Annotated in this window: 22 protein-coding genes and 1 tRNA gene; 2 read left to right on the forward strand and 21 right to left on the reverse strand. The window is 75.0% G+C overall.

Annotated features, from left to right (window positions below; all coding sequences use genetic code 11):
• The 13 genes from AFE02nite_RS07150 to AFE02nite_RS07210 all read right to left on the reverse strand — a co-directional run.
• The coding region (locus AFE02nite_RS07150) for a hypothetical protein (protein WP_146819344.1) at positions 1–206 on the reverse strand (206 nt) is incomplete at its 3' end.
• Between the two features lie 317 nt (positions 207–523).
• A tRNA-Leu gene (locus tag AFE02nite_RS07155) sits at positions 524–597 on the reverse strand.
• A gap of 55 nt (positions 598–652) precedes the next feature.
• Positions 653–2,077: an NAD(P)/FAD-dependent oxidoreductase gene (locus tag AFE02nite_RS07160; protein ID WP_407643086.1), complete on the reverse strand. Its 1,425-nt coding sequence runs from the start codon at positions 2,075–2,077 to the stop codon at positions 653–655.
• A gap of 84 nt (positions 2,078–2,161) precedes the next feature.
• A complete protein-coding gene (locus AFE02nite_RS07165) occupies positions 2,162–3,028 on the reverse strand; it encodes a uracil-DNA glycosylase (RefSeq protein ID WP_146819345.1) in 867 nt (288 codons plus the stop codon).
• Positions 3,021–4,187, reverse strand: a complete 1,167-nt coding sequence (locus AFE02nite_RS07170) for a hypothetical protein (protein WP_146819346.1) — start codon at positions 4,185–4,187, stop codon at positions 3,021–3,023. Before AFE02nite_RS07170 ends, AFE02nite_RS07165 begins: the two co-directional genes overlap by 8 nt.
• Entirely contained in the window at positions 4,184–4,516 is a 333-nt protein-coding gene (locus tag AFE02nite_RS07175) for a PadR family transcriptional regulator (RefSeq protein ID WP_034249289.1), read from the reverse strand. Before AFE02nite_RS07175 ends, AFE02nite_RS07170 begins: the two co-directional genes overlap by 4 nt.
• A 196-nt stretch (positions 4,517–4,712) precedes the next feature.
• Complete coding sequence (locus tag AFE02nite_RS07180) at positions 4,713–5,666, reverse strand: Ppx/GppA phosphatase family protein (protein ID WP_034249291.1); 954 nt, start codon at positions 5,664–5,666, stop codon at positions 4,713–4,715.
• 63 nt (positions 5,667–5,729) lie between these two features.
• On the reverse strand, positions 5,730–6,263 hold the full coding sequence (locus AFE02nite_RS07185; RefSeq protein WP_407643088.1) for a DUF501 domain-containing protein: 534 nt from the start codon (positions 6,261–6,263) through the stop codon (positions 5,730–5,732).
• Entirely contained in the window at positions 6,260–6,829 is a 570-nt protein-coding gene (locus tag AFE02nite_RS07190; RefSeq protein ID WP_261765525.1) for an FtsB family cell division protein, read from the reverse strand. The genes AFE02nite_RS07185 and AFE02nite_RS07190 overlap by 4 nt, the downstream gene beginning before the upstream one ends.
• 143 nt (positions 6,830–6,972) lie before the next feature.
• Positions 6,973–8,253, reverse strand: a complete 1,281-nt coding sequence (gene eno / locus AFE02nite_RS07195) for a phosphopyruvate hydratase (protein ID WP_146819347.1) — start codon at positions 8,251–8,253, stop codon at positions 6,973–6,975.
• 216 nt (positions 8,254–8,469) lie between these two features.
• Positions 8,470–9,396 carry an SAM-dependent methyltransferase gene (locus AFE02nite_RS07200; RefSeq protein ID WP_146819348.1) on the reverse strand — a complete coding sequence of 309 codons (927 nt, stop codon included), beginning with the start codon at positions 9,394–9,396 and terminating at the stop codon, positions 8,470–8,472.
• Between the two features lies 1 nt (position 9,397).
• Positions 9,398–10,807: a Re/Si-specific NAD(P)(+) transhydrogenase subunit beta gene (gene pntB / locus AFE02nite_RS07205; RefSeq protein WP_034248402.1), complete on the reverse strand. Its 1,410-nt coding sequence runs from the start codon at positions 10,805–10,807 to the stop codon at positions 9,398–9,400.
• Positions 10,807–12,360 (reverse strand): Re/Si-specific NAD(P)(+) transhydrogenase subunit alpha, encoded by a 1,554-nt coding sequence (locus AFE02nite_RS07210; RefSeq protein ID WP_034248403.1) that lies wholly within the window; start codon positions 12,358–12,360, stop codon positions 10,807–10,809. The genes pntB and AFE02nite_RS07210 overlap by 1 nt, the downstream gene beginning before the upstream one ends.
• Positions 12,361–12,676: 316 nt before the next feature.
• Between AFE02nite_RS07210 and AFE02nite_RS07215 the strand changes: the two genes are divergently transcribed.
• Positions 12,677–14,608 (forward strand): hypothetical protein, encoded by a 1,932-nt coding sequence (locus AFE02nite_RS07215; protein ID WP_034248405.1) that lies wholly within the window; start codon positions 12,677–12,679, stop codon positions 14,606–14,608.
• 47 nt (positions 14,609–14,655) lie between these two features.
• Here AFE02nite_RS07215 and AFE02nite_RS07220 read toward each other — a convergent pair whose 3' ends face one another.
• The 4 genes from AFE02nite_RS07220 to mfd form a co-directional block, all read right to left on the reverse strand.
• Entirely contained in the window at positions 14,656–15,630 is a 975-nt protein-coding gene (locus AFE02nite_RS07220) for a LacI family DNA-binding transcriptional regulator (protein ID WP_146819349.1), read from the reverse strand.
• A 64-nt stretch (positions 15,631–15,694) separates the two neighbouring features.
• Positions 15,695–16,405, reverse strand: coding sequence for a MazG family protein (locus tag AFE02nite_RS07225; RefSeq protein WP_034248507.1), 711 nt, complete (start codon positions 16,403–16,405; stop codon positions 15,695–15,697).
• 23 nt (positions 16,406–16,428) lie between these two features.
• Positions 16,429–16,965: a hypothetical protein gene (locus AFE02nite_RS07230; RefSeq protein WP_034248504.1), complete on the reverse strand. Its 537-nt coding sequence runs from the start codon at positions 16,963–16,965 to the stop codon at positions 16,429–16,431.
• Positions 16,966–17,027: 62 nt separating this feature from the next.
• Positions 17,028–20,657 (reverse strand): transcription-repair coupling factor, encoded by a 3,630-nt coding sequence (gene mfd, locus AFE02nite_RS07235; protein WP_146819350.1) that lies wholly within the window; start codon positions 20,655–20,657, stop codon positions 17,028–17,030.
• 169 nt (positions 20,658–20,826) lie between these two features.
• Here mfd and AFE02nite_RS07240 point away from each other — a divergent pair, with 169 nt between their 5' ends.
• On the forward strand, positions 20,827–22,665 hold the full coding sequence (locus AFE02nite_RS07240; protein WP_034249194.1) for an ABC transporter ATP-binding protein: 1,839 nt from the start codon (positions 20,827–20,829) through the stop codon (positions 22,663–22,665).
• Here the strand turns inward: AFE02nite_RS07240 and AFE02nite_RS07245 are convergent.
• The 4 genes from AFE02nite_RS07245 to AFE02nite_RS07260 form a co-directional block, all read right to left on the reverse strand.
• Positions 22,647–23,648 (reverse strand): phosphoenolpyruvate carboxykinase (ATP), encoded by a 1,002-nt coding sequence (locus tag AFE02nite_RS07245; RefSeq protein ID WP_052114085.1) that lies wholly within the window; start codon positions 23,646–23,648, stop codon positions 22,647–22,649. The two genes, AFE02nite_RS07240 and AFE02nite_RS07245, sit on opposite strands and share 19 nt — an antisense overlap.
• Positions 23,645–24,094, reverse strand: coding sequence for a lasso peptide biosynthesis B2 protein (locus AFE02nite_RS07250; protein ID WP_186814492.1), 450 nt, complete (start codon positions 24,092–24,094; stop codon positions 23,645–23,647). The genes AFE02nite_RS07245 and AFE02nite_RS07250 overlap by 4 nt, the downstream gene beginning before the upstream one ends.
• A gap of 88 nt (positions 24,095–24,182) precedes the next feature.
• Complete coding sequence (locus tag AFE02nite_RS17335) at positions 24,183–24,290, reverse strand: lasso RiPP family leader peptide-containing protein (RefSeq protein WP_186814493.1); 108 nt, start codon at positions 24,288–24,290, stop codon at positions 24,183–24,185.
• A gap of 93 nt (positions 24,291–24,383) precedes the next feature.
• Positions 24,384–25,547 carry a nucleotidyltransferase family protein gene (locus tag AFE02nite_RS07260; RefSeq protein ID WP_186814494.1) on the reverse strand — a complete coding sequence of 388 codons (1,164 nt, stop codon included), beginning with the start codon at positions 25,545–25,547 and terminating at the stop codon, positions 24,384–24,386.
• Between the last annotated feature and the right edge of the window lie 40 nt (positions 25,548–25,587).

The following is a 25,587-nucleotide window of genomic DNA, read 5'->3' on the forward strand; positions in this document are numbered from 1 at the left end:
TCCGCGGTCTCCTGCGCGAGCACCGTGCCACCGATGCCCCGACCGAACCACGGCGAGTAGTCAGCCGTGTCGAACGTGCTCGACAGCACCGTCTCCACCGCCGCCTCGGCCGTGGAGATCGGGGCGGCACCGATGACGGGTGCCGCGACGACCGCAAGAGCAAGTGCCCCTGCGCCGAAAGTTTCGAGAATCCGTGGGCGTCTCATAGCCGCTCCTTTGCGCAAGGTGCCCGGGTTGCGCGCCACAGTAGGGGCCGCCCCTTCCGGACGACAATGCCCCGATCGAGCGAAAACCGCAGGTCAGGGCCTTGTCATCAAATCGTTACGAGAGCGGCCGCGCTCCCACGCGACCGCGCCGGGACCTTCGACCCACCTGTGTCCCGGATCACACAAGATCAACTTCTCGCCGCGCTCGGGACGGCGAGAGTTTCGGCCCGATCGCGAAAGTGAGCGGTTCAGCCGACGAGCCGGGTAGGCACGGGCGCGGAGACGAAGCGGCGCGCGCGCACGGCGCGCCTCACGGGTGCCCCCGGCAGGGATCGAACCTGCACTGGACCGGGTTTAAGCCGGCTGCCTCTGCCGATTGGGCTACGGGGGCCGTGCCGGGCGCGCCGCCTGGCGCGGCCCGGCCGGCCCATCCTGTCAGGTCGGCCTCAGGCCGCCGTCCGCACGACGCGCGGGCCCGTCGCCGCCTCGACGAACGTCGCCCGCGGCTCGTGCAGGCTGCCGAGCGCGACGAGCTCGCGCCGGAAGAAGAGCGCGAGGGTCCAGTCCAGCACGATGCGGACCTTGCGGTTCAGCGTCGGCATCTGGGCGACGTGGTACGTGCGGTGCATGAACCACGCCAGGCGGCCGCGGACCTTCACCCCGTAGACCTGGGCGACGCCCTTGCCGAGGCCGAGGGAGGCGACGGTGCCGACGTGCTTGTGCCGGTACGGCGTCGGGGCGGCGGCGCGCAGGTGGCGGGCCAGGTTGTCGCCGAGGTGGCGGGCCTGCCGCACGGCGTGCTGGGCGCTCGGGGAGCAGAGCGCCCCGGGGTTGGTCAGGTCGGGCACCGCCGCGCAGTCACCCGCGGTCCAGGCACCGTCGACCACCTCGCCGTCGGCCGTGACGACCTGCAGGGTCGGCAGCGCGCGGACGCGCCCGGCGTCGTCCAGCGGGAGGTCGGTCGCGGCCAGGACCGGGTTCGCCTTCACGCCTGCCGTCCACACGATGGTCGCGGAGTCGAGCTCGACCCCGGTGGACGTCACCACGTGGCCGTCGACGCAGGACGACAGGAAGGTCGCCAGGTGCACCTCGATACCGCGGGCCCGCAGCTGCTCCAGGGCGTAGCCGCCCATCTCCTCCCCCAGCTCGGGCAGGATGCGCGTCGAGCCCTCGATCATGACGAAGCGCAGGTCCTCGGCGCTGACGCCCTCGTAGCGGCCGTCCGCGACGGCCGCCCGCACCATGTCCTCGACCTCGGCGAGCGCCTCGACGCCCGCGAACCCGGCGCCCACGAACGTGAAGGTGAGCAGGCGGCGCCGCGCGTCGGCGTCCCAGGTGGAGGCCGCCGCGTCGAGCCGCGCGAGCGCGTGGTTGCGCAGCGCGATGGCCTCCTCGACGGTCTTGAAGCCGATGCCCTGCTCCGCGAGGCCCGGGATGGGCAGCGTGCGGGCCACGGACCCCAGCGCGACGACCAGGTGGTCGTAGGCGATCTCGTACTCCGGCCCGACCTCCGGCGCGATGCGCACCGTGCGCTGCGCGTGCCGGACCTGCGTGACCCGGCCGTTGAGCACGTCCACCCCGTCCAGCGCCTGGCGGTGGGAGACGACCACGTGGCGCGGCTCGAGCGAGCCCGCGGCGGCCTCGGGCAGGAAGGGCTGGTAGGTCATGTAGGACCGCGGGTCGACGATCGCGATCGCGACCTCGCGCCGACCGAGCCGCTTGCGCAGGCGCAGCGCCGTGTAGAAGCCGACGTACCCGCCGCCCAGGATGACGATGCGCGGCACCCTGCGCGGACGCGGCTGGGGCGTCGGGCGGCGGTCCGCGGTGGTGAGGTCGGCGAGGTCGGCCAGGGCAGTACGGGGAGCGGTCACGATTGACACGGTAGGCGCATGTGAAAACCTTCACAAGCCTCTCGCGGCCCATTCCGCGCCGGGCGAACAGTGCCCCGCCCCGCCCTACCCCGCCGCCCCCTCGCCCCCCACGGCGGCCCGCCACGCCGTCGCGACGGCGTCGTCGAGCATCGCCTCGGTCAGGCGACCCGTCTGGGTGTTCTGCTGCGAGACGTGGTAGCAGCCGACCAGGCGCACGGGGTCGCCGCCCGGCCGCGCGAGCGTCGCGACGGCGGCGTGACCGAACCGCGGCGCCGGCCTCGGCACGGCCCAGCCGAACCCGCGCGCGGCGGCCAGGAACGCGGCCCACCCGAAGGCGCCGAGCGCCAGGACCGCACGGACCTGCGGCATCAGCTCGAGCTCGCGCCGCAGCCACGGGTGGCAGGTGTCCCGCTCGGCGGGCGTCGGGGCGTTGTCCGGCGGCGCGCAGCGCACCGGGGCGACCATGCGCACGCCGTGCAGCTCCAGCCCGTCGGCCGCGTCGACGCTGGTCGCCTGGGACGCCAGCCCGGCGCGGTGCAGCGCGGCGACGATCCAGTCGCCCGAGCGGTCCCCCGTGAAGAGCCGACCCGTCCGGTTGGCACCGTGCGCGGCCGGCGCCAGCCCGACGACGAGGAGGCGCGCCGCCGGGTCACCGAACCCCGGCCCCGGCCTGCCCCAGTACGGCTGGTCGGCGAACGCCCGCCGCTTGGTCACCGCGACGTCCTCGCGCCACGCGACCAGGCGCGGGCAGGCACGGCACACCGACGACGCCGCCCCGAGCGTCGCGAGATCGGGCGCCGCCGCGGCCAGGCGAGCGACGTCGTCGGGAGCCTGCGCGACGGGCGTCGCGGGCCCCGCCGGGTCCCCGGGCCAGCCCGACCCCGGCGGCACGGGCGAGGCGAACGCACCCCCGACGCGCGGGTGCGGCAGCAGGGCGGGACGCTCAGCCATCGGCGGGCCCGAGCGCCGGAGCCTTCGCGAACGGCGGGGGCGGCGTGCGCAGCGCCTCGCCCTCGAGGAGGGTCGGTCCGGCGCCGTCCTCGTCCCACGCGGCCCCGGGGGCGCCCTGCAGCGGGTAGACGTTCCACCGCGCGCGCCCGTCGGCGTCGGTCGCGGACACGAAGCGCCACGGCTCCGCGACGCCGGGCAGCGACCAGAGCTGCCAGCCGCCGTCGTAGGTGGTGCGCACCGGGCGTCCGCGGTCGTCGAAGATCTGCACCCGGTCGAGCGGGTTGCCCGCCGCGTCGTAGACGAACAGGTTGCTCACGAGCATGCCGCCCACGTAGACGCCGTCCTCGGGCTCCGCCGGCACCGGGACCTCGACCTCGTACGGGACGTACTGCACCGCCTCACCGGCACCGTCGACGCGGCCCCAGACGGTCGAGACGGCCCAGGGCAGCGAGACGACGGCGGCCACGCTCAGGGCGAGCGCGGCGCGGCGCGACCACGTGCCCCGCGCCAGGCGCCGGCGCCCCACCTCGAGCGAGGCGAGCATCGCCGCGCCCGCGACCAGCCAGCCGAGGGGCGAGGCGGGCACGAAGTCGCGCACGCTCACCTCGGGCGGGACGCCGCCCCAGCGCAGCACGCCCAGCACCCGCACCACGAGCACGAACCACAGCCAACCCCGGACGACCCACCACAGCGGCCGGCAGAGCTCCGCGAGGCCGACGGCGGTCCGGCCCGCAGGCGTGTCCAGCGCCGGCCGGATGCTGTCCTCGACCGCGGTGCGGACACCCCCGGCGATCCGGCGCGCACGCGCCACCGCGCGGCCCTGCAGGCGCGGGCGCCGCGACCCGCCCCCGGCTGGCTCCCCGAGGCCTGCGGAGGCCCGCAGCTCCGCGGCGTACGCGGCGGCTGGCCCGAAGCGGCGGGTGAGGTCGAGCACCTGCGCCTCGCCGGCTCCCCCGCCGGCACCGGGCCCGACGACGGGCGTCTCCCCCGTGACCACCGGCGCCGCCTCGTCGGCGAGCGCCTCGGCGAGGTCGGCCTCGAGACCGTCGGTGAGGTCCTCGACCTGCTCGGGAGCGAGGTCGGCCAGATGGGCACGGACCTGCGCCGCGTAGGCGCGCACGTGGTCCAGCACGGCGCTGCCGATCGTCGGAGCGGTCATCGGGGTCCTCCTTCGGCGTCGAGCAGGTCGGTGAGCGTGGTCGAGAACGCGTGCCAGTCCTTGCGCTGGGCCTCGAGCATCGCCCGGCCCTGCGCGTTGATCCCGTAGTACTTGCGGTGGGGGCCCTCGTCAGACGGCACGACGTACGTCGTCAGCACGCCGGAGGAGTAGAGCCGGCGCAGCGTGCCGTAGACGGACGCCTCGCCCACCTCCTCGAGCCCGGCGGCGCGCAGCCGGCGCACGACGTCGTAGCCGTAGCCGTCCTCCCGGGCCACCACGGCGAGCACCGCCAGGTCGAGCACCCCCTTGAGCAGCTGGGTGGTGTCCATCGCGCTCCTCCCCCGGCCGCAGCGCCCGCCGTGGCCCGTCGGCGCGGGAGCGCCCCTCCCGCGCTCCCGCGAACCGCACGCTACCGCGCACCGCGCAGTAGCGCAGGGACGCGAGTACCGCGTGTCGGGCACCCACCTCCACGGCTCCGGGACGCCTGTCGGCCCCGGGGCGCCCGAGCGCGGCAGCGCCGCGGGCTCAGCCGCGCTCGGCCGCGCTCAGCGCGATGCCGTCGAGGATGTCGTGCTCGGAGACCACGACGGACCGCAGCCGGCCCCCCGCGATGCCGACCTCCGACCGCACCCGCGAGACGACGTCGGACCACACGAGGGCGCCCGCGCCGATGACGTCGACGCGGCCCGGGTGCATGAACGGCAGCCGCGACCGCTTGGCCCGCGACATCGTCAGCAGCTCGCGCGAGGCCACCAGGACCTTGTCGACGGGCAGCACGGCGCCGTCGATCGCGTGCGGGTCGTACTCGTCGAGGTCGAGCACGTGGGCAGTCACCGTGGTCACCGAGCCCGCGAGCCCCACCAGCGTCGCCGTCCGCCCGAAGGGCACCTCGCGCGCGGCGGCGTCGAGAGCGGCGACGACGTCGGCGCTGGCCGCCGCGATCTCCTCCTGCGTCGGCGGGTCGGAGTGCAGGTGACGCTCCGTGAGCCGCACGCAGCCCATGTCCATCGAGTGCGACGCGACCACGGAGGTGGTGCCGAGCGCGAGCTCGGTCGAGCCGCCCCCGATGTCGACGACGAGGAACGGCCCGGGGTGCTTGCCGGCGAGCACGCTGGTCGCGCCGCGGAACGAGAGCGAGGCCTCCTCGACGCCCTCGATCACCTCCGGCTCGACGCCCAGCGCGTCGCGCACGCCGGCCACGAAGTCCGCGCGGTTCTCGGCGTCGCGGGTGGCCGACGTCGCCACGAACCTGATCCGCTCCGCGCCCAGCTCCGCGCAGATCGCGGCGTAGCGGCGGGCGGCGTCGAGCGTGCGCTCCAGGGCGTCCGGGGCGAGGCGACCCGTGCGGTCGACGCCCTGCCCGAGCCGGACGACCTCCATCCGGCGGTCGAGGTCGGTCAGCCTGCCCTGCTCGTCGACGTCCGCGACGAGGAGCCGGATGGAGTTGGTGCCACAGTCGATGCCTGCCACGCGAACCATGCGCGCAAGCCTGCCACCACCGCGACCGGCAGCTCGCCCGCGCTCACGCCCCGGGCGTGACCCTCAGCACCGGCAGACCGCCGGCGACCACTCGTCGGCGATCAGGGCGAGCGTCTCGTCGCCCAACGGGTTGACGCCCGTCCCACGCGCGAGCGCGTGACCCACCAGCACGTGCAGGCACTTGACCCGGTCCGGCATCCCGCCGGCCGAGATGCCCTCGATCTCCGCCACCGCGCCGAGCTCCGCGCGTCGGGCGAGGTAGTCCTCGTGCGCACGGCGGTGCGCCGCCGCCAGCTCGGGGTCCGCGGCGAGCCGCTCGTTCATCTCGCGCATGGTCCCCGTGGCCTCCAGCCGCGACACCGCCGCGACCGCGCCGGGTGCGGTGAGGTAGTACGTCGTCGGGAAGGGGGTGCCGTCGGGGAGCCGGGGCGCGGTGCGGACCGCGATCGGCCGCCCGCACACGCACCGGGCCGCGACCGCGACCACGCCGCGCGGCTCGCGCCCCAGCTGCTGGGCGACGACGGCGAGGTCGGCCGCCGTCGGCGGCTCCACGCCCTCCGGGAGGGACGCCCCGTCGGGCAGGCTCGGATCGCTCACGGCGTGGCCTCCGGTGCGTCCTCCGGCGCCGGGACCGGGGCGGTCCCGGCCACCTCGAGGGACTCCCACACGGTGGTGTACCAGGGGTTCACGGCGCCGCCGACCGGCAGGGTGGGCCCGGCCTCCGACGTCGGGTCGGCCGGGTCCTCCTCGGGCTCGACGACGACCTCCGGGTCGATCACGCGGTAGGCGGTCTCGCCCGGCAGCACGTACGACAGCCGCTCACGCGCCTGCGCCGCGACGTACGCCGGGTCCTCCCAGCGGTCCAGGTCACGCTGCAGCGACTGCTCGTCCGCCTCGGCCTGCGCGACCTGCGTGGCGAGCGCGTCGAGCTCGGCACGCTGGCCGAGGTAGGCGCGCACCGTCGGGAACAGGAGCGTGAACCCCGCGAGGAGCACGACACCGAGCACGATCGCCCGCACGGACAGCACGCGCGCCAGACGCACGGGACGCGACTCGGCGGCCACCGGCCGACGCGCGGGCCGGCCCGCTCCCCCGCCGCGCGCGCTGCCGCCGCGGGGCGCGTCACCGCGCGCGCGCACCGGGGAGGGCGGACGACGGGACATGCCTCGATTGTGCCCCGAGCCTCCGGGCAGGCCGGGGAGCCACCCCGGCCCGGCGCGGCGGGCGCCGGCCGGGGACGGGCGCGGGGCCCGGCCGATGTGGCCGGGCCCCGCGTCGTCGTGCAGGTGCTGCTGGGTGCTGACGATCAGCGCTTCCAGCGCGGGAAGGCGCTCGCGCCGGCGTAGACGGCGGCGTCGTCGAGCTCCTCCTCGATGCGCAGCAGCTGGTTGTACTTGTTGATGCGCTCGCCACGGGCCGGGGCACCGGTCTTGATCTGGCCGGCGTTGGTCGCGACGGACAGGTCGGCGATGGTGACATCCTCGGTCTCGCCGGAGCGGTGCGAGGTCATCGTCATGAAGCCGGCGCGCTGGGCCATCGTGACGGCGTCGAGCGTCTCGGTGAGCGTGCCGATCTGGTTCAGCTTGACCAGGAGGGCGTTGGCGTTCTTGCCCGCGATGCCCTGGGCGAGGCGCGTGGGGTTGGTGACGAACAGGTCGTCGCCGACGATCTGCACCTTGTCGCCCACGACGTTCATGAGCTTGGCCCAGTCGGCCCACTCGTCCTCGGACAGCGGGTCCTCGATCGAGACCAGCGGGTAGTCGGCGACGAGCTTCTCGTAGAACGAGATCATCTCGTCACCCGACATGGCCTTGCCCTCGAACTGGTAGGCGCCGTCCTTGAAGAACTCGGTCGCCGCGACGTCGAGCGCGAGGCAGACGTCCTCGCCCGGCTTGAAGCCGGCCTTCTCGATCGCCGAGAGGATCAGGTCGAGCGCGGCCCGGTTGCTGGGCAGGTTCGGGGCGAAGCCGCCCTCGTCGCCGAGGCCGGTGCTCAGGCCCTGGGCCTTCAGCACGGACTTGAGCGAGTGGTAGACCTCGACGCCGGTGCGCAGGGCCTCGCGGTAGGTGCTCGGGCCGATCGGCGCGATCATGAACTCCTGGATGTCCACGTTGGAGTCGGCGTGCGACCCACCGTTGAGGATGTTCATCATCGGGACGGGCAGGACGTGCGCGTTCGGGCCGCCGACGTAGCGGAACAGCGGCAGGTCGGCCGAGTCCGCGGCCGCCTTCGCCACGGCGAGCGAGACGCCGAGGATGGCGTTCGCGCCGAGCTTGCCCTTGTTCGGGGTGCCGTCGAGCTCGATGAGCGCCTGGTCGACCAGGCGCTGCTCGCTGGCCTCGAAGCCGATGAGCTCGGGGGCGATCTCGTCCATGACGGCCGCGACGGCGTCCTGGACGCCCTTGCCGAGGTAGCGGCCCTTGTCGCCGTCGCGGCGCTCGACCGCCTCGAAGGCGCCGGTCGAGGCGCCCGAGGGCACCGCGGCGCGGGCGATCGTGCCGTCGTCGAGGGCGACCTCGACCTCCACAGTGGGGTTGCCGCGCGAGTCGAGGATCTCGCGGGCGCCTACGGCCTCGATTGTGGCCACGGGTGCTCCTTCGCTGGCGTTCGGATGGCTGGTCAGGTCGCCCGCCGACTCGTGCTCCCGCATGACGTGGCTGGGCGCCTCGCCGCCGGTCGTCGTCAACCGGCCGTCGACCAGCCTAGTCACGCGGCGGCGGATCGCGGCAGGACGTTCGGCGTCCGACACCCGGTGTTCACCGTGCATGCGCGCCGGCGACCCGCGGCCCCGCGCGGACGCTGCTCAGCCCGTGCGCGCGACGACGGCCAGCCACTCGCCGTCGTCGGTGACAGGGTCCCCCGCCAGGGAGCCGCAGACCTCCTCGACGACGAAGCCGGCCGCCTCCAGCACACCCGTCAGCGAGGCCGGCGTGTGGTCGTGGAACCACATGCGGTACGTGGTCACGCCGCCGGCCTCGCCGGTGCCGTCCACCACCACGTACTGGTCGCAGGCCACCTGCGTCCCGTCGGGCGCCGGGGTCACGAACCGCTCCTCGAGGACCAGGTGCGGGCCGGGCCGCCAGAAGCCGCCGGGCGAGGCCTCCCACCGGCGACCGGTCGGCGGGTGGTGGCGCGGCCGGGACGCGTCGAACACGAACGCCCCGCCCGGCACCAGCGCCCGCCGCACGCGCGCGAGCAGGTCGTCGCGGACGTCCGGCGCGAACGTCGAGAGCTCCCCGTAGGACTGCAGCACGAGGTCGTACCGGGCGACGTCACCGAGCTCGCGGAAGTCCACCCGGCGGTAGTCGATCGCCAGGCCCTCGGCCAGCGCGGCGCGGCGCGCGTGGTCGAGGGAGGAGGCGCTGAGGTCGACCCCCGTCACCCGGCAGCCCAGGCGGGCGAGGCGCTGGGCGACCAGGCCCGGCCCGCAGCCGAGGTCGAGCACCCGCACGCCCGGCCCGGCGAGCCCGCGCGCGAGCAGCGCGGCCACGGCGCGGTCCAGCTCGACGCCCGGCCGGCTCGCCGCCGCGACGGCGTCGTCGAGGTGCGCGGCCAGCAGGTGGGCGGCGATGTGCGGGTCGTCCCAGAACGGCGCCTCGCTCGGCTCGAACGGGGTGGGCGGACGGCAGGCCGCGACGGCGCGCGCGAGCAGCGCGGCCACGTCGGGCCCCGCCGACGCGCGAGCGTCCCCCGGCGGCGCACCGGCCACCGGGGGACGCTCGTCGGTCACGTCAGACAGCGACGCCCTCGCGTGCGCGCAGTGCGGCCAGGATCGCCTCGACCTGCACCTTCGCGTCGCCGAAGAACATCGACGTGTTGGGCTTGAAGAACAGCGGGTTCTGCACGCCGGCGTAGCCGGTCGCCATCGACCGCTTGAACACGATGCACTGGTGCGCCTTCCACACCTCGAGGACCGGCATGCCGGCGATCGGGGAGTTGGGGTCGTCCAGCGCGGACGGGTTGACGACGTCGTTGGCGCCGATGACGAGCACGACGTCCGTCTCGGGGAAGTCGTCGTTGATCTCGTCCATCTCGAGCACGATGTCGTACGGCACCTTGGCCTCGGCCAGCAGCACGTTCATGTGCCCGGGCAGGCGGCCGGCGACCGGGTGCACGCCGAACCGGACCTCGACCCCGTTGTGGCGCAGCTTGGAGACCAGGTCGGCCACCGGGTACTGGGCCTTCGCCACCGCCATGCCGTAGCCGGGGACGATGACGACCGACCGCGCCTCGGCGAGCAGGTCCGCGAGCTCGGGGGCGAGGATCTCGCGGTGCTCGCCCTGGTAGGCGTCGCCCGAGACGACCTTGCCGCCCTCGGAGCCGAAGCCGCCGAGGATGACGCTCATGAAGGCCCGGTTCATGGCCTTGCACATGATGTAGGAGAGGATCGCACCCGAGGAGCCGACGAGTGCGCCCGTGACGATGAGCAGGTTGTTGCTCAGCATCAGGCCCGCCGCGGCCGCGGCCCACCCGGAGTACGAGTTCAGCATCGACACCACGACCGGCATGTCGCCGCCGCCGATCGCGGCCACGAGGTGCCAGCCGAGCGCGAGCGCGAGACCCGTCATCACGGCGAGCGGCACGAGGCCGTTGCCCGAGATGAACCACGCCATGAGCCCGACGGACGAGACCAGGATGCCGAGGTTCATCCAGTGCCGGCCCGGGAGCATGAGCGGCGCGGAGCCGATCTTCGCCGACAGCTTCAGGTAGGCGACGATCGAGCCGGTGAAGGTCACGGCGCCGATGAAGACGCCGAGGAAGACCTCGACCTGGTGCACGGCGTCCGCCGGCTCGGTCATGTACGAGTTGTAGCCGACGAGCACCGCGGCCAGGCCGACGAAGCTGTGCAGGATGGCGATGAGCTCGGGCATCTGCGTCATCTCGACGGTCCGCGCGCGCCACGTGCCGGCGGTCGCGCCGATCGCGAAGATCAGGGCGATGAGCAGGGCGGTCACCCAGACGTCCCGCTCGCTCAGGTCGAGCGCGAGGATCACCGTGGCGACCAGGGCCAGCACCATGCCGACCATGCCGAGGATGTTGCCGCGCCGCGCCGTCTCCTGCTTGGACAGGCCCGCGAGGGAGAGCACGAACAGCACGGCGGCGATGACGTAGGTGGCCTGCGCCACGGAGGTGAGGGTCATCACACGTCCTTCCGGAACATGCCGAGCATCCGGTACGTCACCAGGAAGCCACCGAAGATGTTGATGCTGGCGATGGCCGCGGCGAGGAACGCCACGGTGGAGACGATCGCGTCGGAGGACCCGACCTGCAGCAGGGCGCCGACCAGGATGATCCCGGAGATCGCGTTGGTCTGGGACATCAGCGGCGTGTGCAGCGCGTGGTTGACGTTCGAGATCACGTAGAACCCGACGATCACCGCGAGCGCGAACACCGTGAGGTGCTGGACCGTGGCGTCGTCCGCCGCCGCGAGCAGGACGAGCGACGCGATCGCGCCGAGCCCGTACAGGACGTTGCGGCGGGTGGCCTTGCGCTTGGCGGCGGCCGCGGCGAGCCGGGCCTTCTCGGCGAGCTCCTCCTCGGTCGGGCCCGCCACGGCGGCGGGCGCCGCGGACACCGAGACCGGCGGCGGCGGCCAGAGCACCTCGCCCTGGTGGGACAGGGTCATGCCGCGCTGCACCTGGTCGTCCAGGTCGAGCGTCAGCTCGCCGTTCTTCTCCGGGGTGAGCAGCGCCATCAGGTGGACGATGTTCGTGCCGAAGAGCTGCGAGGTGTGCCGCGGCATCCGGCTCGTCAGGTCGGTGTAGCCGATGATGACGACGCCGTTGTCGGTGACGATCTTCTTGCCCGGGACCGTGAGCTCGCAGTTGCCGCCCCCGGGGGCACCGAGGTCCACGATCACGCTGCCCGGCCGCATCGTGGCGACCATGTCGGCGGTGATGGTGGTCGGCGCCTTCCCGCGCACGAGCGCCGTCGTGATGATGACGTCCGCACGCTTGGCCTCGGCGGCGTAGACCTCCATGGCGGCGGCCTGCTGCTCGGGCGTCAGGGGCTTGGCGTACCCGTCGGCGCTGACCTCCTGCTGCGCCTCGGGCGCCGCGACGAACGTGCCGCCCATCGACTCGATCTGCTCGGCGACCTCGGGCCGCACGTCGAAGGCGCGGACCTGCGCACCCAGGCTGTTCGCCGCACCGATGGCGGCGAGCCCGCCGACGCCGGCGCCGATGACGAACACGGTCGCGGGCGCGGTCTTGCCGGCGGCGGTCACCTGCCCGGTGAACATGCCGCCGTACTCCTCGGCGGCCTCGATCACGGCGCGGTACCCGGCGACGTTCGACAGCGTGCTCAGCACGTCGAGCGCCTGCGCGCGCGAGATGCGCGGCACGGCGTCGAGCGCGAGGGCGGTCACGCCACGGGCGTTGAGCTTCTCCGCGACCTGCGGGTTCGCCTGCGGCCCGAGCATGGCGACGAGGACGGCGCCCTCGCGCAGCTGCTCGACCCGGTCGTCCGGCGGGGTGTTCACGCAGGTCACCACGTCGGAGGACCAGACGGCGGCGGCGTCGCCGACCGTGGCCCCTGCTTGCGCGTACTGGTCGTCCGGGAAGCTGGCCTGTGCACCCGCTCCGGCCTCGACCACGACGTCGTACCCGAGCTTCGTGAGCTGGGCGACCGTGGCAGGACTGGCGGCGACCAGCCTCTCGCCCGGTCGTGACTCGCGGGGAATGCCGATCCTCATCGAGCTCCTCCTCGTCCGGGCGGCACCGCTGACACCCTCCCAGGACCGTAGTGCGGCCCCGGCCGGTTATTGCCGGGACCTATGGCCTCAATCATCCGATGCTTTCTGGGGTACACGTACCGGCCCTTGATCACCCGGCGCAGCACCGACTGATCGCCCGACCGGTCACCCCCCGCGGAGGGAGCGCATCCATCCCGGTCCGCCCGGGCTGGTCCGGTTCGCGCCCTCTTGACACGACACGTCCGGCTCCTAGGGTGGGGCGCGTCCGGGTGACACGAGTCACCTGGGATCCGCCTCGATGGAGAGGACCGATCGCATGCACCCGTCATCCACTCGACGACGGCGCCGCGCCGCCGCCCTGCTCGCCGGCCTGGTCACCCTCGCGCTCGCGGTCCCCGCCTCGTCGGCGGCCGCCACCGGCCTCGAGGGCCATCGCGGCCGGAGCACCACGGACCTCGGTCCGCAGGTCCTCGTGTTCGACCCGTCCATGCCGGTGGCCGAGATCCAGGCCGCCGTCGACGGGATCTACGCCCAGCAGGTCGACGACGAGATGGGCAGCGCCCGCTGGAGCCTGCTCTTCCTGCCCGGCAGCTACGGCACCGACGCCGAGCCGCTGCAGCTCAAGGTCGGCTACGACACCGAGGTCGCGGGCCTCGGCGCCTCGCCGTCCGACGTCCGCATCACCGGCAAGATCGAGGCCTACAACCGGTGCCTGTCCGACGACCCGAGCAACCCCAACTGCATCGCCCTGGTCAACTTCTGGCGCACGCTGTCCAACCTCACGCTCGACATCTCCGGCACGGGCCAGGACGGGTGCCGCGCGTCGGCCAACTTCTGGGCCGTCTCGCAGGCGTCGTCGGTCCGACGGCTCGACGTGGTCGCCGGCGAGGGTGAGCCCGCGTTCTCGCTCATGGACTACTGCACCGCCGGCCCGCAGTACGCCAGCGGCGGCTTCATCGCCGACTCGCGGTTCGGCACGGTGGTCAACGGCTCGCAGCAGCAGTGGCTCACGCGCAACTCCGTCGTCGGCTCGTGGTCGAACGCGGTGTGGAACCAGGTCTTCGCGGGCGTCGAGGGCGCGCCCGACGACGCCGCGTTCCCGAACCCGCCGTACACGACGCTCGAGGCGACCCCCGTCAGCCGGGAGAAGCCGTACCTGTTCGTCGACGCGCGGGGCCGCTACCAGGTCCGCGTGCCGGACGCGCGGACGGGCACCCGCGGGATCACGTGGGCGGACGGCCAGACCCCCGGCCGCACCGTGCCGATCTCGGAGTTCTACGTCGCCGAGCCCGGGGACGCCGTCCAGCGGATCAACTCCCAGCTCGCGCGCGGCAAGAACCTGCTGCTGACACCGGGCGTGTACGACGTCGACCGCAGCATCCAGGTCACCCGGCCCGGGACGGTCGTCCTCGGCATGGGGCACGCGACCCTCACCTCCGCCGACGGCGCCACGCCCGTCGTCGTCTCGGACGTGCCGGGCGTCGTCGTCGCGGGCGTGACGATCGACGCCGGCGAGCAGGCGTCGCAGGCGCTCATGGTCGTCGGCACCGGCCCAGGCCACGGGAACGGCCACGGGCACGGCCACGGACCCCGGCGCGGCGGCGGGACGGCGGACCCGATCACGCTCAGCGACGTGTACTTCCGGGTGGGTGGCCCGCACGTCGGGCGCACCGGGGTGGCGCTGCGCATCGACGCCGACGACGTCCTGGTGGACCACACCTGGGTGTGGCGGGCCGACCACGGCGTCGAGGGCTTCACCGAGGGCGTGAACGGCGACACCGACCGCTGGGCGACCAACACGGCCGCGAACGGCGTCGTCGTGAACGGCGACCGCGTCACCGCGACCGGCCTGTTCGTCGAGCACTTCCAGCAGTTCAACACCGTCTGGAACGGCGAGGACGGCACGGTCGTGCTCTACCAGAACGAGCTGCCGTACGACCCGCCGACGCAGGCCGACTGGACCCAGCCCGACGGGACGCTCGGCTGGTCCGGCTACCGCGTGGCCGACGACGTCCAGCGGCACTCGCTCACCGGCGCCGGGGTCTACGTCTTCAACCAGAACGACCCGTCGATCGTCACGACCAGCGGGTTCGCCGTGCCGCAGCGTCCCGGCGTGCGCCTGCACCACGTCATGACCGTCAACCTGGCCGCGGGCACGATCGAGCACGTGGTCAACGACGTCGGCGAGGCGGCCGACACCACGCGCATCGGCCAGCCCGTCTTCGTCACGGACTACCCGACGCCCTGAGCGTGGGGCGCGGTGGCCCGGTCCCTCGGGGCCGGGCCACCGCGGCGTCAGCGCGCCGCGCTCGAGGCGCGGGCGACGACCGTGTGCAGGTCACCCGGGGGTGCCGGCGCCGGGCCGCCGTCGAGCACGGCCAGGGTGCACGCCGCCAGGTACGCGGCGTGCCGGCCGATCGCCTGGTCGACGGAGCTGAGCGGGGGGCACGCGAAGGCCGCCACGGGCACGTCGTCGACGCCGATGACGGCGACGTCGTCCGGCACCGCGAGGCCGGCCGCACGCACCCCGGCCAGGACCGCCAGCCCGACCTCGTCGTTGTAGGCAGCGACCGCGTCCACGCCGGCCGCGCGCCAGGCACGGACGGCCCGCTCGGCCGAGGCCGCGGTCAGGTCGAGGTCGCACGCGACCGGCGGCTCGAGGCCGAGCCCCGCGCACGCGCCGGCCACACCCTCGAGCCGGCGGGCCGCGAACTCCGCGAGCCGCGCGTCGGTGGTGCCCGCCCAGCCGATCCGGCGGCGACCGCCCGCGGCGAGGTGCTCCACCTGCAGCCGGCCGATGTGCGCCTGGGCGTCCTCACCGGTCTCGTGGGCGCCGCCGCTGGCGTCGACCACCTGGATGCCCGCCTGGGCCAGCGCGCGCAGGTCGGACTCCGCCAGCTCGGCGAACGCGACGACCGTCCGCGGCTGGACGGCACGCCAGAGGGCCGCCATCGGGCGGGTGCCGCGACCGTGGTGCACGAGCATCGCCAGGCCACGCTCGGCCAGCACGTCCGCGAGCTGCTCGAGCAGGTCGTCCAGCACCGGTCCGATGGGCCAGTCCGGCAGCACGGCGAGCACCAGGTCGCTGCGTCCCGCGCGCAGCGTTCGCGCCGCCGCCGACGGCGCGTAGCCCAGGCGCGCGGCGGTCTCCAGCACGCGGGCGCGCGTGGCGTCGGAGATCGTCACGCCCGGGGTGGCGTTGAGGACATAGCTCACGGTCGTCCGCGAGACCCCGCTCGCGCGTGCGACGTCGGCGCTGGTGACAGCCACGAGACCTCCCGTCCGGTCCCCCTGGCGACACCCTAGTGAGCCGGGGCACCCGCGAGTGGCACGATCAGCCTGCGGGACCGTCCTCCACCGCGCGCAGCGCCCGTTCCAGGTCGCGCACCGCCGCGCGCAGAGCCGCCTCCGCGTCCACACCCGCCGCCTGCGCCTCGAGCGCGAGCGCCAGCAGTCGGCGGCCCAGGGCGCTCCCGGCGGCCGGAGCGGCGGTCTCCTCCGCGACGACGGCGGCCGCGACGGCGTCGACCGGCAGCCCGGCCCGGCGCGCGCGGCCGGCCACCTTCTCCGCGCGCGCGAGCGCGGGCATGCCGCGCGGGATGCCGTCCAGGGCGGACGCGCGGGCCTTCTCGGCCTTCTTGATGGCCTCCCAGTTGCGGTGCACCTCGTCGGCGCCGAAGACCACGACGTCGCCGAACACGTGCGGGTGCCGCGCCCGGAGCTTGGCGGCGATCCCCGCGGCGACGTCCTCGATGCCGAACGGCTCGGTGGGGTGCTCCTGCGCGACCCGCGCGTGGAAGACCACCTGCAGCAGCAGGTCGCCGAGCTCCTCGCGCAGGGCCGCGCGGTCGCCGTCCTCCACCGCCTCGACGACCTCGAAGACCTCCTCGACCGCGTACGGCAGGAGCGAGGTGTGCGTCTGCTCCGCGTCCCAGGGGCAGCCCCCGGGCGAGCGGAGGCGGTCCATCACGGCGACGAGGTCGGCCAGCGCCCCGCCGGCGGCGCCCGCCGCGGTGTCGGCGGGTTCGTCGGCGCGACCGTTCATGGGCCCCCGGTCGCCGTCCGCCGTCACTCGGCCGGCTCGGCCGCGGCGGGGTCGACGATCCAGTCGGGCTGCAGCGCCACGATCTCGCCGGTGGCGGGGTCGTACTCGCCGTAGCGCGGGCTCACCGTGACGTCCAGGTCGGCGAGGATCTGCTGGAACTGGGCGGTCGTCGCCTCGGCGTCGGGCAGCTGCGCGAGCTCCCCGCCCAGCAGCTGCATCCGCGCGATCGTCAGCGAGCCCTCGCTCCACTCGGTGGCGTCCACGCCGGAGTTCTTCGCCAGGGACGTCAGGAACTCCGCGGCGCGCTCCTCGCTCACCTCGACGTCGTTCAGCTCGCCGAGCTCGAGGCCCGCCTGCGACTGCACGAGCGCGGTCAGCACGGCCCCCCGCGAGGCGTCGTTGAGGAACGGGCCGAGCTCGTCCGTCACGCGGTCGAGATCCGCCTCGCTGATGGTGCGGCCGTCGATCTCGGCGACGGTGCCCGGCTGCGGCGCGCACCCGGCGACGACGGCAGCGACGACGGCCGCGCCGACGGCGACGACACTCCTGCGAGCCCTCACGTGGATCCTCCTCGTCCTGCGGTCTCCCGCGCCGCCCATGGTAGGCGACCGTCCGGCGTGCCTCAGGCCTGGGCGCCCGCCCCTGCCCCGGCACCGGCAGCGACCGGGGCCACGAGCACGGCGTCGATCAGCTCGCGCGCCCAGGTGAGCACCTCCTGCCCGGCGAGCGGGCGACCCCCGAGGCGGGCCGTCGTCGGGAAGGGCACCAGGATGGTGCGGACGGCGGGCTTGAGCACCGTGCCCGGGTAGAGGCGCTTGAGGCGCAGGGTCGCCGACTCGGGCAGCTCGACGGGTGCGAACCGCACGTACCTGCCCTGCGTCGTCACGTCCGTCAGCCCGGCCGCCCGCGCGACGTTGCGGAAGTCCGCGACGGCGAGCAGGTTCTCCACCGCCTCCGGCAGCGCGCCGTACCGGTCGGCGAGCTCGGCGCGCACCTCGTCGATCGCGGCGGGCGTCGCGGCGTCGGCGATCTTGCGGTACGCCTCCAGGCGCAGCCGCTCGTGGGCGATCCAGTCGTGCGGCACGTGCGCGTCGACCGGGAGCTCGATCGTCACGTCGGCCGGCCGCTCCTCGGCCTCGCCGCGGAACGTCGCGACGGCGTCGGCCACCATGCGCACGTACAGGTCGAAGCCCACGCCCGCGATGTGGCCGGACTGCTCGCCGCCCAGCAGGTTGCCCGCGCCGCGGATCTCCAGGTCCTTGAGCGCGATCTGCATGCCCGCGCCGAGGTCCGTGTTCGCCGCCATCGTCGCGAGGCGGTCGTGCGCGGTCTCCGTGAGCGGGCGGTCCGGCGGGTACATGAAGTAGGCGTACGCGCGCTCGCGGCCCCGGCCCACGCGCCCGCGCAGCTGGTGCAGCTGGGACAGGCCGAGCAGGTCCGCGCGCTCAAGGATGAGCGTGTTCGCGTTCGAGATGTCCAGGCCGGTCTCGACGATGGTCGTGCAGACCAGCACGTCGAACCGCTTCTCCCAGAAGTCGACGATCACCTGCTCGAGCTGGTGCTCGCCCATCTGCCCGTGCGCGATGGCGACCCGCGCCTCGGGCACCAGCTCGGAGATGCGGGCCGCGGCCCGCCCGATCGAGCTGACCTTGTTGTGCACGTAGAACACCTGGCCCTCGCGCAGCAGCTCGCGCCGGATCGCGGCGACCACCTGCTTCTCGTCGTACGCGCCGACGAACGTGAGCACCGGGTGCCGCTCCTCGGGGGGCGTCGCGAGCGTCGACATCTCGCGGATGCCGGTGACCGCCATCTCGAGCGTGCGCGGGATGGGGGTGGCGCTCATCGCGAGCACGTCCACGTCCGTGCGCAGCTGCTTGAGCGTCTCCTTGTGCTCGACGCCGAAGCGCTGCTCCTCGTCGATGACCACCAGGCCCAGGTCCTTGAAGTGGATGCTGCCCGTGATGAGGCGGTGCGTGCCGATGACGACGTCCACCGAGCCGTCGGCGAGCCCGTCGACGACGGCCTTCGCCTCGGCGTCCGTCTGGAAGCGGGACAGGGCCTTCACGGTCACCGGGAAGGGCGCGTAGCGCTCGGCGAACGTGTCGTAGTGCTGCTGGACCAGCAGCGTCGTCGGGACCAGGACGGCGACCTGCTTGCCGTCCTGCACCGCCTTGAAGGCGGCGCGCACCGCGATCTCGGTCTTGCCGTAGCCGACGTCGCCGCAGATCAGGCGGTCCATCGGGTAGGGCTTGGCCATGTCGGCCTTGACCTCCTCGATGGTCGCGAGCTGGTCCGGGGTCTCGATGTAGGCGAACGCGTCCTCGAGCTCGGCCTGCCACGGGGTGTCCGGCCCGAACGCGTGCCCGGGCGTCGCCATGCGCGCCGAGTAGAGCCGGATGAGCTCGGCGGCGATCTCCTTGACCGCCTTCTTGGCCCGGCCCTTGGTCTTGGCCCAGTCCGAGCCGCCCATCTTGTTCAGCGCCGGCGCCTCGCCGCCCACGTACTTGGTGACCTGGTCGAGCTGGTCGGTGGGCACGTAGAGCCGGTCGCCGGGCTGGCCGCGCTTGGAGCTCGCGTACTCGATGACGAGGTACTCGCGCGTCCCGGCCGCCGGGCCCGCCTTGATCGTGCGCGCCGTGAGCTCGACGAAGCGACCGACGCCGTGCTGCTCGTGCACCACGTAGTCGCCCGGGCGCAGCTGGAGCGGGTCGACGACGTTGCGCCGCCGCGCGGGCAGCGCGCGCATGTCGCGCGTTGAGGCGCCGGGCCGGCCGGTCAGGTCGATCTCCGTGATGAGCGCCAGCCCGAGCCCCTCGTGCACGAACCCCCGCCCCACGGGCGCCGGCACCACGTGCACGACGCCGGGCTGGGGCAGCTCGGCCACGTCGGCCACCTTGCGGGCGGGCACCTCCATCGCGGTGAGCTGCTCGACCATGCGCTGCGCGGGGCCCGCGCCGTCGGTGGCGAGGACGAGCCGCCAGCCGTCGCGCTGGTGGCCGCGCAGGTCCGCCACGGCCGCGGGCACGTCGCCGTGGTAGGCGTGCACCTCGCGCGCCGGGACGACGAGCGGCGCGTCCCCGTCCTCGTCGACGACCTCCAGCGCGAAGGCGGACAGCGACCACCAGCCGAGGTCACGCGCGAGGGCGTGCTCGCGCGTCGCGCCGTAGTCCGCGAACGACGCCTGCGAGAGGTCGATCGGCGTGCGGCCACCCGCGGCCGCCGCGGTCCAGGCGGCCTCGAGGAACTCCTGCGTCGTCGCGGCGAGGTCGTGCGCGCGGCGCCGCACGCGCTCGGGCTCGGCGACGACGACGAGCGCGCCCTCCGGCAGCAGGTCGAGCACGGGCACCATGCGGTCCACCAGCGCCGGGGCGAGGGACTCCATGCCCTCCACCGCGATGCCCGCGGCGAGCTTCTCGAGCATCTCCGCGGCGCCCGGGAGCCGGTCGACGAGGCCGCGGGCACGCTCGCGCACCGCGTCCGTGAGGAGGATCTCGCGGCAGGGCGGCGCCCAGAGCCCGTCGGGCGCCTCGGCCAGGCTGCGCTGGTCGGCGACGGCGAACCAGCGGATCTCCTCGACCGTGTCGCCCCACAGCTCCACACGCAGCGGGTGCTCCTGGGTGGGCGGGAAGACGTCGAGGATGCCGCCGCGCACCGCGAAGTCCCCGCGCCGCTCGACCATGTCGACCCGGCTGTAGGCCGCGGCGACGAGCCGCTCGGCGAGGTCCTCCAGGTCCACGACGTCGCCCTTGGCCACCGAGACCGGCTCGAGGTCGCCCAGGCCGCCCGCGACCGGCTGCAGCAGCGCGCGCACGGGCACGACCAGCACCTGGACCGGTCCCGCGCCCTGGTGCCCCGGCTCGGGGTGGGCGAGCCGCCGGAACACCGCCAGGCGGCGGGCAACCGTGTCGCTGCGGGGCGAGAGCCGCTCGTGCGGCAGCGTCTCCCACGCGGGCAGGACGGCGACGGCGTCGTCGGGGAGGTAGCAGCGCAGGGCCGTCGCGAGGTCGTCGGCCTCGCGGCCCGTGGCGGTGACCACGACGAGGGGCCGCTGCGCCGCGGGCGCCTTCCCCGCGGGCTCCTGCGCCGACGGGCCGGCCAGGGCGCCGGCGACGGCCGCGAGCAGCGGCGGGCGCGCGCCGGGCGGGAGCACGACGTCGAGCGGCGTGCGCGGGCCCCGGGCGCCGGCGCGCTGGGCGACCTCGGCGACGGCGGGATCGGCGAGCAGGGCGTGCAGGACTCCGGTGAGGTTCATGGCTCCAGCGGGGGTCGCGGGATCGTGCCGGGCAGCACGACTGGCCCCCGACCGCGAGCGGAGGGGGGTTGCCGCTCAGTCTAGGTCCGCCCTCCGACGCGCGGCCGGGGGCGGGTCACCACCCGTTCGGCGAATTTGTCCGGTCCGTCCCGTGTGTGATCCTTGGCCGATGGACATCGACCCGGTGGACGTCCTCGCCGCGCGCCGACGGGGCCCGCGCTCCGCCCGCCGCCTCGGGGGCCTCGTCCGCCGCTCGCTGCGCACCGTGTGGGCGGCCGGCCGCCGCGAGCTGTGCCTCGTGCTCGCGCTGCAGGTGGTCGCCGCCGCCGCGCTGGCGGTCCAGGTGCTCGCCGTCGAGCGGGTGCTCAGCGCGATCCTCGCCGTGGGCGACGGCGACGGCACGCTAGCCGGGCTGTGGCTGCCCGTCGGCGTCCTGGCCGGCGTGACCGCGCTCGCCGGCATCACCAGCGCGGTGCAGCAGAACGTCGAGCGGCTGCTCGCCGAGAAGGTGACCGTGGCGACCTGGCGCCAGGTGCTGGCGACGTCGACCAGCGTGAGCCTGCGGCACTTCGAGGACCCGGAGTTCTTCGACCGACTGCAGCGGGTGGAGACGAACGCCCTCTACCGGCCGTACCAGGTCACCCAGGGGCTCGTGCTCGGTTCGGGCGCGGCGCTCGCGAGCCTGGGGCTGGGCGGGGCGCTGCTCAGCATCCACCCGCTGCTGCTGCCGCTCCTGCTGCTCGGCGGGCTGCCGCTGGTGCTCACCGGCCGCCGGGAGAGCCGGCTGGAGTTCGACTTCGCCGTGCGCGAGGCGCCCGCGCACCGGCTGCGCGAGTACCTCATCCTGCTCCAGACGGGCCGCGACGAGGCCGCCGAGGTGCGAGCGTTCGGCCTCGCCGGCGAGCTCGGCCAGCGCCTCGAGGCCGTCCAGCGCCACTACCTCGCCCGCCTGCGCACGCACGTGCGGCGGCGCTCCGTCCTCGCCGCGGTCGGGAACCTGGCCGCCGCGCTCGCGCTCGCGCTCACGCTGAGCGCGCTCGTGTGGGCGGTCGCCGAGGGCGAGGTCGCCGTGGCCGCGGCGGGTGCCGCCATCGTCGCCATCCGGATGCTCGCCTCCCAGGTGCAGGCCATCGCGGGCGGCGTCCGGCTCGTCTTCGAGTCCGGCCTGTTCCTCGACGACGTCGACGCCTTCTGCGCCATCCGCCCCGACGACGAGGACGACGACCGCGTCGACGCGCCGGCGACCTTCGCCACGGTCACGACCGACGGCGTCTCCTTCACCTACCCCGGCGCCGAGACGCCCGCGCTCACGGACGTGTCCATCACGGTGGGGCGCGGGGAGGTCGTGGCGCTCGTCGGGGAGAACGGCTCCGGGAAGACCACGCTGACCAAGCTCGTCGCCGGGCTCTACGCGCCGAGCGAGGGTGCCGTGCGGTGGGACGGCGTCGACGCGCGGACCTACCGGGGCGCGAGCCTGCGCCGGCTGGTGACGGTGATCTTCCAGGACTTCCAGCGGTACGCGTTCAGCGCCGCGGACAACGTGGCGATCGGCCGCCCGGACGAGACGCCCGACCTCGCCCGCGTGCGGGCCGCGGCCGCCGCGGCGGGCATCGACGCGACCCTGGGCGGGCTGCCGGACGGCTACGACACCCTCCTGTCCCGCGAGTTCCCCGGCGGGCGCGACCTCTCCGGGGGCCAGTGGCAGCGCGTCGCGCTCGCCCGGGCGTTCTACCGGGACGCCCCGCTCGTCGTCCTGGACGAGCCGACCGCGGCGATGGACGCGCGCGCCGAGCACGAGCTGTTCGCGTCGCTGCGGACCGTGCTGGCCGGGCGGAGCGCGCTCGTCGTCTCGCACCGGTTCTCCACCGTGCGCAGCGCCGACCGGATCTACGTCCTCGAGGCGGGCCGCGTCGTCGAGCACGGCGACCACGACGCCCTCATGGCCCTCGGCGGACGGTACGCCGAGCTGTTCCGCCTCCAGGCGGCGGCCTACCTGCCGGAGGCCTGACCGGCACGCTCGGCGTCGGCGTGCTCGGCGACGGCCGCGCGCAGGTCCGGGGCGATCCGCGGGGAGAACGGCGGCCCCCAGGGCACCCGGGCGCGCAGCACGGGGACCCGGGCCACGAGCGCGGCGACCTCGGCCAGGTGCCGCGTCAGGTACGCCGGGTCCCGCCAGCCCAGCAGGCGCGGGAACCCGAGCAGGTCGAACGCGGCCTGCTTGGGGTCCACGCGCTCCACGGACAGCGCGTCCAGGCCGGGCTCGGGCACGGGGACGACGACGGCGCGCAGCGGCAGCGCGTCGGGCACCTCGCCCGGTGGCGTCAGCACCTGCCGCTGGTCGGCGCTCACGTGCCGCCCGGGCTCGCCGTCGGAGAACAGCCCGACGAGCGTGTCCGCGCCCTTGCGCAGGCGCAGGCCGGTCGCGCCGGACCGCACGGACGGCGCGGGCGCGAAGGGGCCGTCGAGGTCGACGCGCAGGACGTCGTCGGTCACCAGGCCGGCGCCGTCGGCGCACAGCAGGGTGGCCATCGTGGACTTGCCACCGCCGGACGGCGCGACGAAGGCGACGGCGCCGCCGTCGACCGCGACGGCGCTGCCGTGCAGCACGAGGTGACCGCGCCGGACCAGGAGGTAGGCGAGGACCGCCCCCGTCGCCAGCACGACGCCGATCCCGGGGTCCGCGCCCACGACCGGGTGGACCGTCACGTCGGCGAGGTCGGCGGAGATCTCGGCGTCGCACGCACCGAAGAAGCGCAGCAGGTGCGTGCCGTCCGGGCGCTCGACGATGACGTACCCGTACCGGCGCGAGCCCGAGTCGAGCAGCAGCGCACCCTCGACCGGGCGCCCCTGCAGGCGGCGGGCGCGGGGCGCACCCCAGCGCACGCGGACGTCCGCCGGCTCGTCCGGGCGGGCGGGGCGGTTCTGGTGCAGGTCGAGCTCGGACTCCACCACGAGCCCGTACAGCCGCTGGCGGTCGACGGCGCCGCTCATCGGTCGGCCGCCGCGGCGCGGACGGGCGCGAGGCCGCGGTACTGGGCGGCCTCGGGGTCGAGCGTCGCGCCGGCGAGCTCGAGCCAGGCGTGCGCGGCGACCGTCCCGCGCGACTTCGTGACGCCGACGCGGAGCGCGGGGCGGTGGCGACGGAGCAGGGTGGCGAGCACGAGGGCGCGGCGCAGGCAGGTGGCCCGGAACGGGCGCCGGCCCAGCACGCGCAGGGCGAGCGCGCAGCGCTCCCGGTCGGCCGGCGCGAGCTCGGGCCAGGCGTCCCGCCCGGCGACCGTGGCGTCCAGCTCCAGGCGCGCGCCGGCGAGCCGAGCGGCCGTCCGCAGGGGCAGCAGGCGCACGACGGGCTCGACGACGACGGCCGTCGCGGCGACGCGGGCCAGGAAGGCCCAGCGGCGCGGTCCGAGCGCGATCACCGTGCTCACGAGGCTCACGGCTCCCCCTCCGCCTCGGTCGTGGGTGCGGGCAGGTGCGCGGAAGGGGCGGGACGTCGTCACGGACGCCCCGCCCCCACCGACCTGCTCAGGAGACGCCGTGGTTCGGCTTCGGGGGACGCGGGCCGCCGTGGCGGCCGAGGGTCAGGTCGGAGACGGTGCCGACCTCGGTGATCTGAGGCTTCTCGTAGCCCATGGCGGGACTCCCTTCGGGGACGCGGCCCGGTGACCGCGGGGTGCTGGGAGCGTAACCGCCCAAGGGGTTAAAAACGGTCATCCCGGTGAGAATTCACCCGTTCAGCCCATTCCGCGAGACTGCCGCGAGGTAGGCCTCGCGCGCGGCGACGTCGCCGTCGGGCGTGTGCAGCGGGTTCTCCTCCGGGTCGGCGATCCGGGCCAGCGCCCGCCACGCGTGGTCCGCCGCGCCCGCCCCGAGGGTCCACGCGCTCGCCGCGGTCGACCCCCGCGTGCTCCCGACGAGCAGCCGGCCGGTCCCCCGCGCCAGGTGCCCCCGCGCCACCGCGCCGCCGCCCCCGAGCCGACCGTCGCGGGCCCTCACGGCCGCCCGCCAGAGCGCACCGCGCCGGCGGGTCCACGCCGGCGCCGGCGCGCTCCCGAGCACGCGCTCCACGCGGTCCAGGGCCACCCGCACGACGACGTCGAGCCGCGCCTCCTGCGCGCGTCGCACCAGCTCCTCGAGCCGACCGGCCCGCGCGACGGCGGCCGTCGCGTAGGCGACGTCGGCCAGCCACAGCAGCCGGTACCCACCCGAGACCACCGCGTGGTAGGCCATGTGCAGCGCGGCGTCGACCGGGTCGAGCGTCGGGACGGTCACCGAGCCCAGCGAGACGGGCACCCGCCGGGCGAGGAGGCCCGCGACCGGCCAGTCGAAGCGCCGCCGCACGGGCGCCTCGTTCACGGGATGCCAGTGCAGGTCCAGCAGGGTGCCCCGCGGGAGCACGAACGTGAGCTCCGCGCGCATCTGCCGCCGGATCAGCCCCCAGTTCAGGTCGAGCTGCTCGGCACCGGCGCCCGCGAGCAGGTCGACGACGTCGGCGAACCGGCCGGGGTCCACCACCACGTCGAGGTCGCGGTAGTCCCGCATGTCCGCGGCGGGCCAGAAGCTCGCGGCCGCCGCCGGCCCCTTGACGACCACCCACGGCACGTCGGCGCCGTCGAGCAGGCCGCCGAGGGCGCGCAGGTCCGCCAGGGTGGTCAGGTGCGCGACGACCTGCGCCGTCCGCTCCTCCCGCAGCGCCGCCACCAGCGGGTCGAGGTCGGACGCGACGCCACCGTCGGTCAGGTGGCGCAGGAGCGCCGAGCCGAGGCGGTGCGCCTCGGCGACCTCGACGGCCTCGGCGGTCGGCACCCGCGCGAGCGCGGCAGGGTCGGCTGGCGGCGGTCCGCCGACGGCGGCCACCAGCGCGGCCACCACCGGGTGCTCCTGCGTCACGACACTCCCTCCCTCGCCTGCGGGTCGCTCGTCGGCCCCG

Origin of the sequence: Actinotalea fermentans, from assembly GCF_007991475.1 — a bacterium.
Lineage (GTDB): Bacteria > Actinomycetota > Actinomycetes > Actinomycetales > Cellulomonadaceae > Actinotalea > Actinotalea fermentans.

Coding starts and splice junctions, on each gene's coding strand:
- pntB (WP_034248402.1), bottom strand. CDS start 10,807: ATGACCCTCACCTCCGTGGCGCAGGCCACCTACGTCATCGCCGCCGTG.
- AFE02nite_RS07190 (WP_261765525.1), bottom strand. CDS start 6,829: ATGTCCCGTCGTCCGCCCTCCCCGGTGCGCGCGCGCGGTGACGCGCCC.
- AFE02nite_RS07165 (WP_146819345.1), bottom strand. CDS start 3,028: ATGGCTGAGCGTCCCGCCCTGCTGCCGCACCCGCGCGTCGGGGGTGCG.
- AFE02nite_RS07245 (WP_052114085.1), bottom strand. CDS start 23,648: ATGAGCGGCGCCGTCGACCGCCAGCGGCTGTACGGGCTCGTGGTGGAG.
- AFE02nite_RS07170 (WP_146819346.1), bottom strand. CDS start 4,187: ATGACCGCTCCGACGATCGGCAGCGCCGTGCTGGACCACGTGCGCGCC.
- AFE02nite_RS17335 (WP_186814493.1), bottom strand. CDS start 24,290: ATGGGCTACGAGAAGCCTCAGATCACCGAGGTCGGCACCGTCTCCGAC.
- AFE02nite_RS07215 (WP_034248405.1), top strand. CDS start 12,677: ATGCACCCGTCATCCACTCGACGACGGCGCCGCGCCGCCGCCCTGCTC.
- AFE02nite_RS07180 (WP_034249291.1), bottom strand. CDS start 5,666: ATGGTTCGCGTGGCAGGCATCGACTGTGGCACCAACTCCATCCGGCTC.
- mfd (WP_146819350.1), bottom strand. CDS start 20,657: ATGAACCTCACCGGAGTCCTGCACGCCCTGCTCGCCGATCCCGCCGTC.
- AFE02nite_RS07240 (WP_034249194.1), top strand. CDS start 20,827: ATGGACATCGACCCGGTGGACGTCCTCGCCGCGCGCCGACGGGGCCCG.
- AFE02nite_RS07210 (WP_034248403.1), bottom strand. CDS start 12,360: ATGAGGATCGGCATTCCCCGCGAGTCACGACCGGGCGAGAGGCTGGTC.
- AFE02nite_RS07175 (WP_034249289.1), bottom strand. CDS start 4,516: ATGGACACCACCCAGCTGCTCAAGGGGGTGCTCGACCTGGCGGTGCTC.
- AFE02nite_RS07225 (WP_034248507.1), bottom strand. CDS start 16,405: ATGAACGGTCGCGCCGACGAACCCGCCGACACCGCGGCGGGCGCCGCC.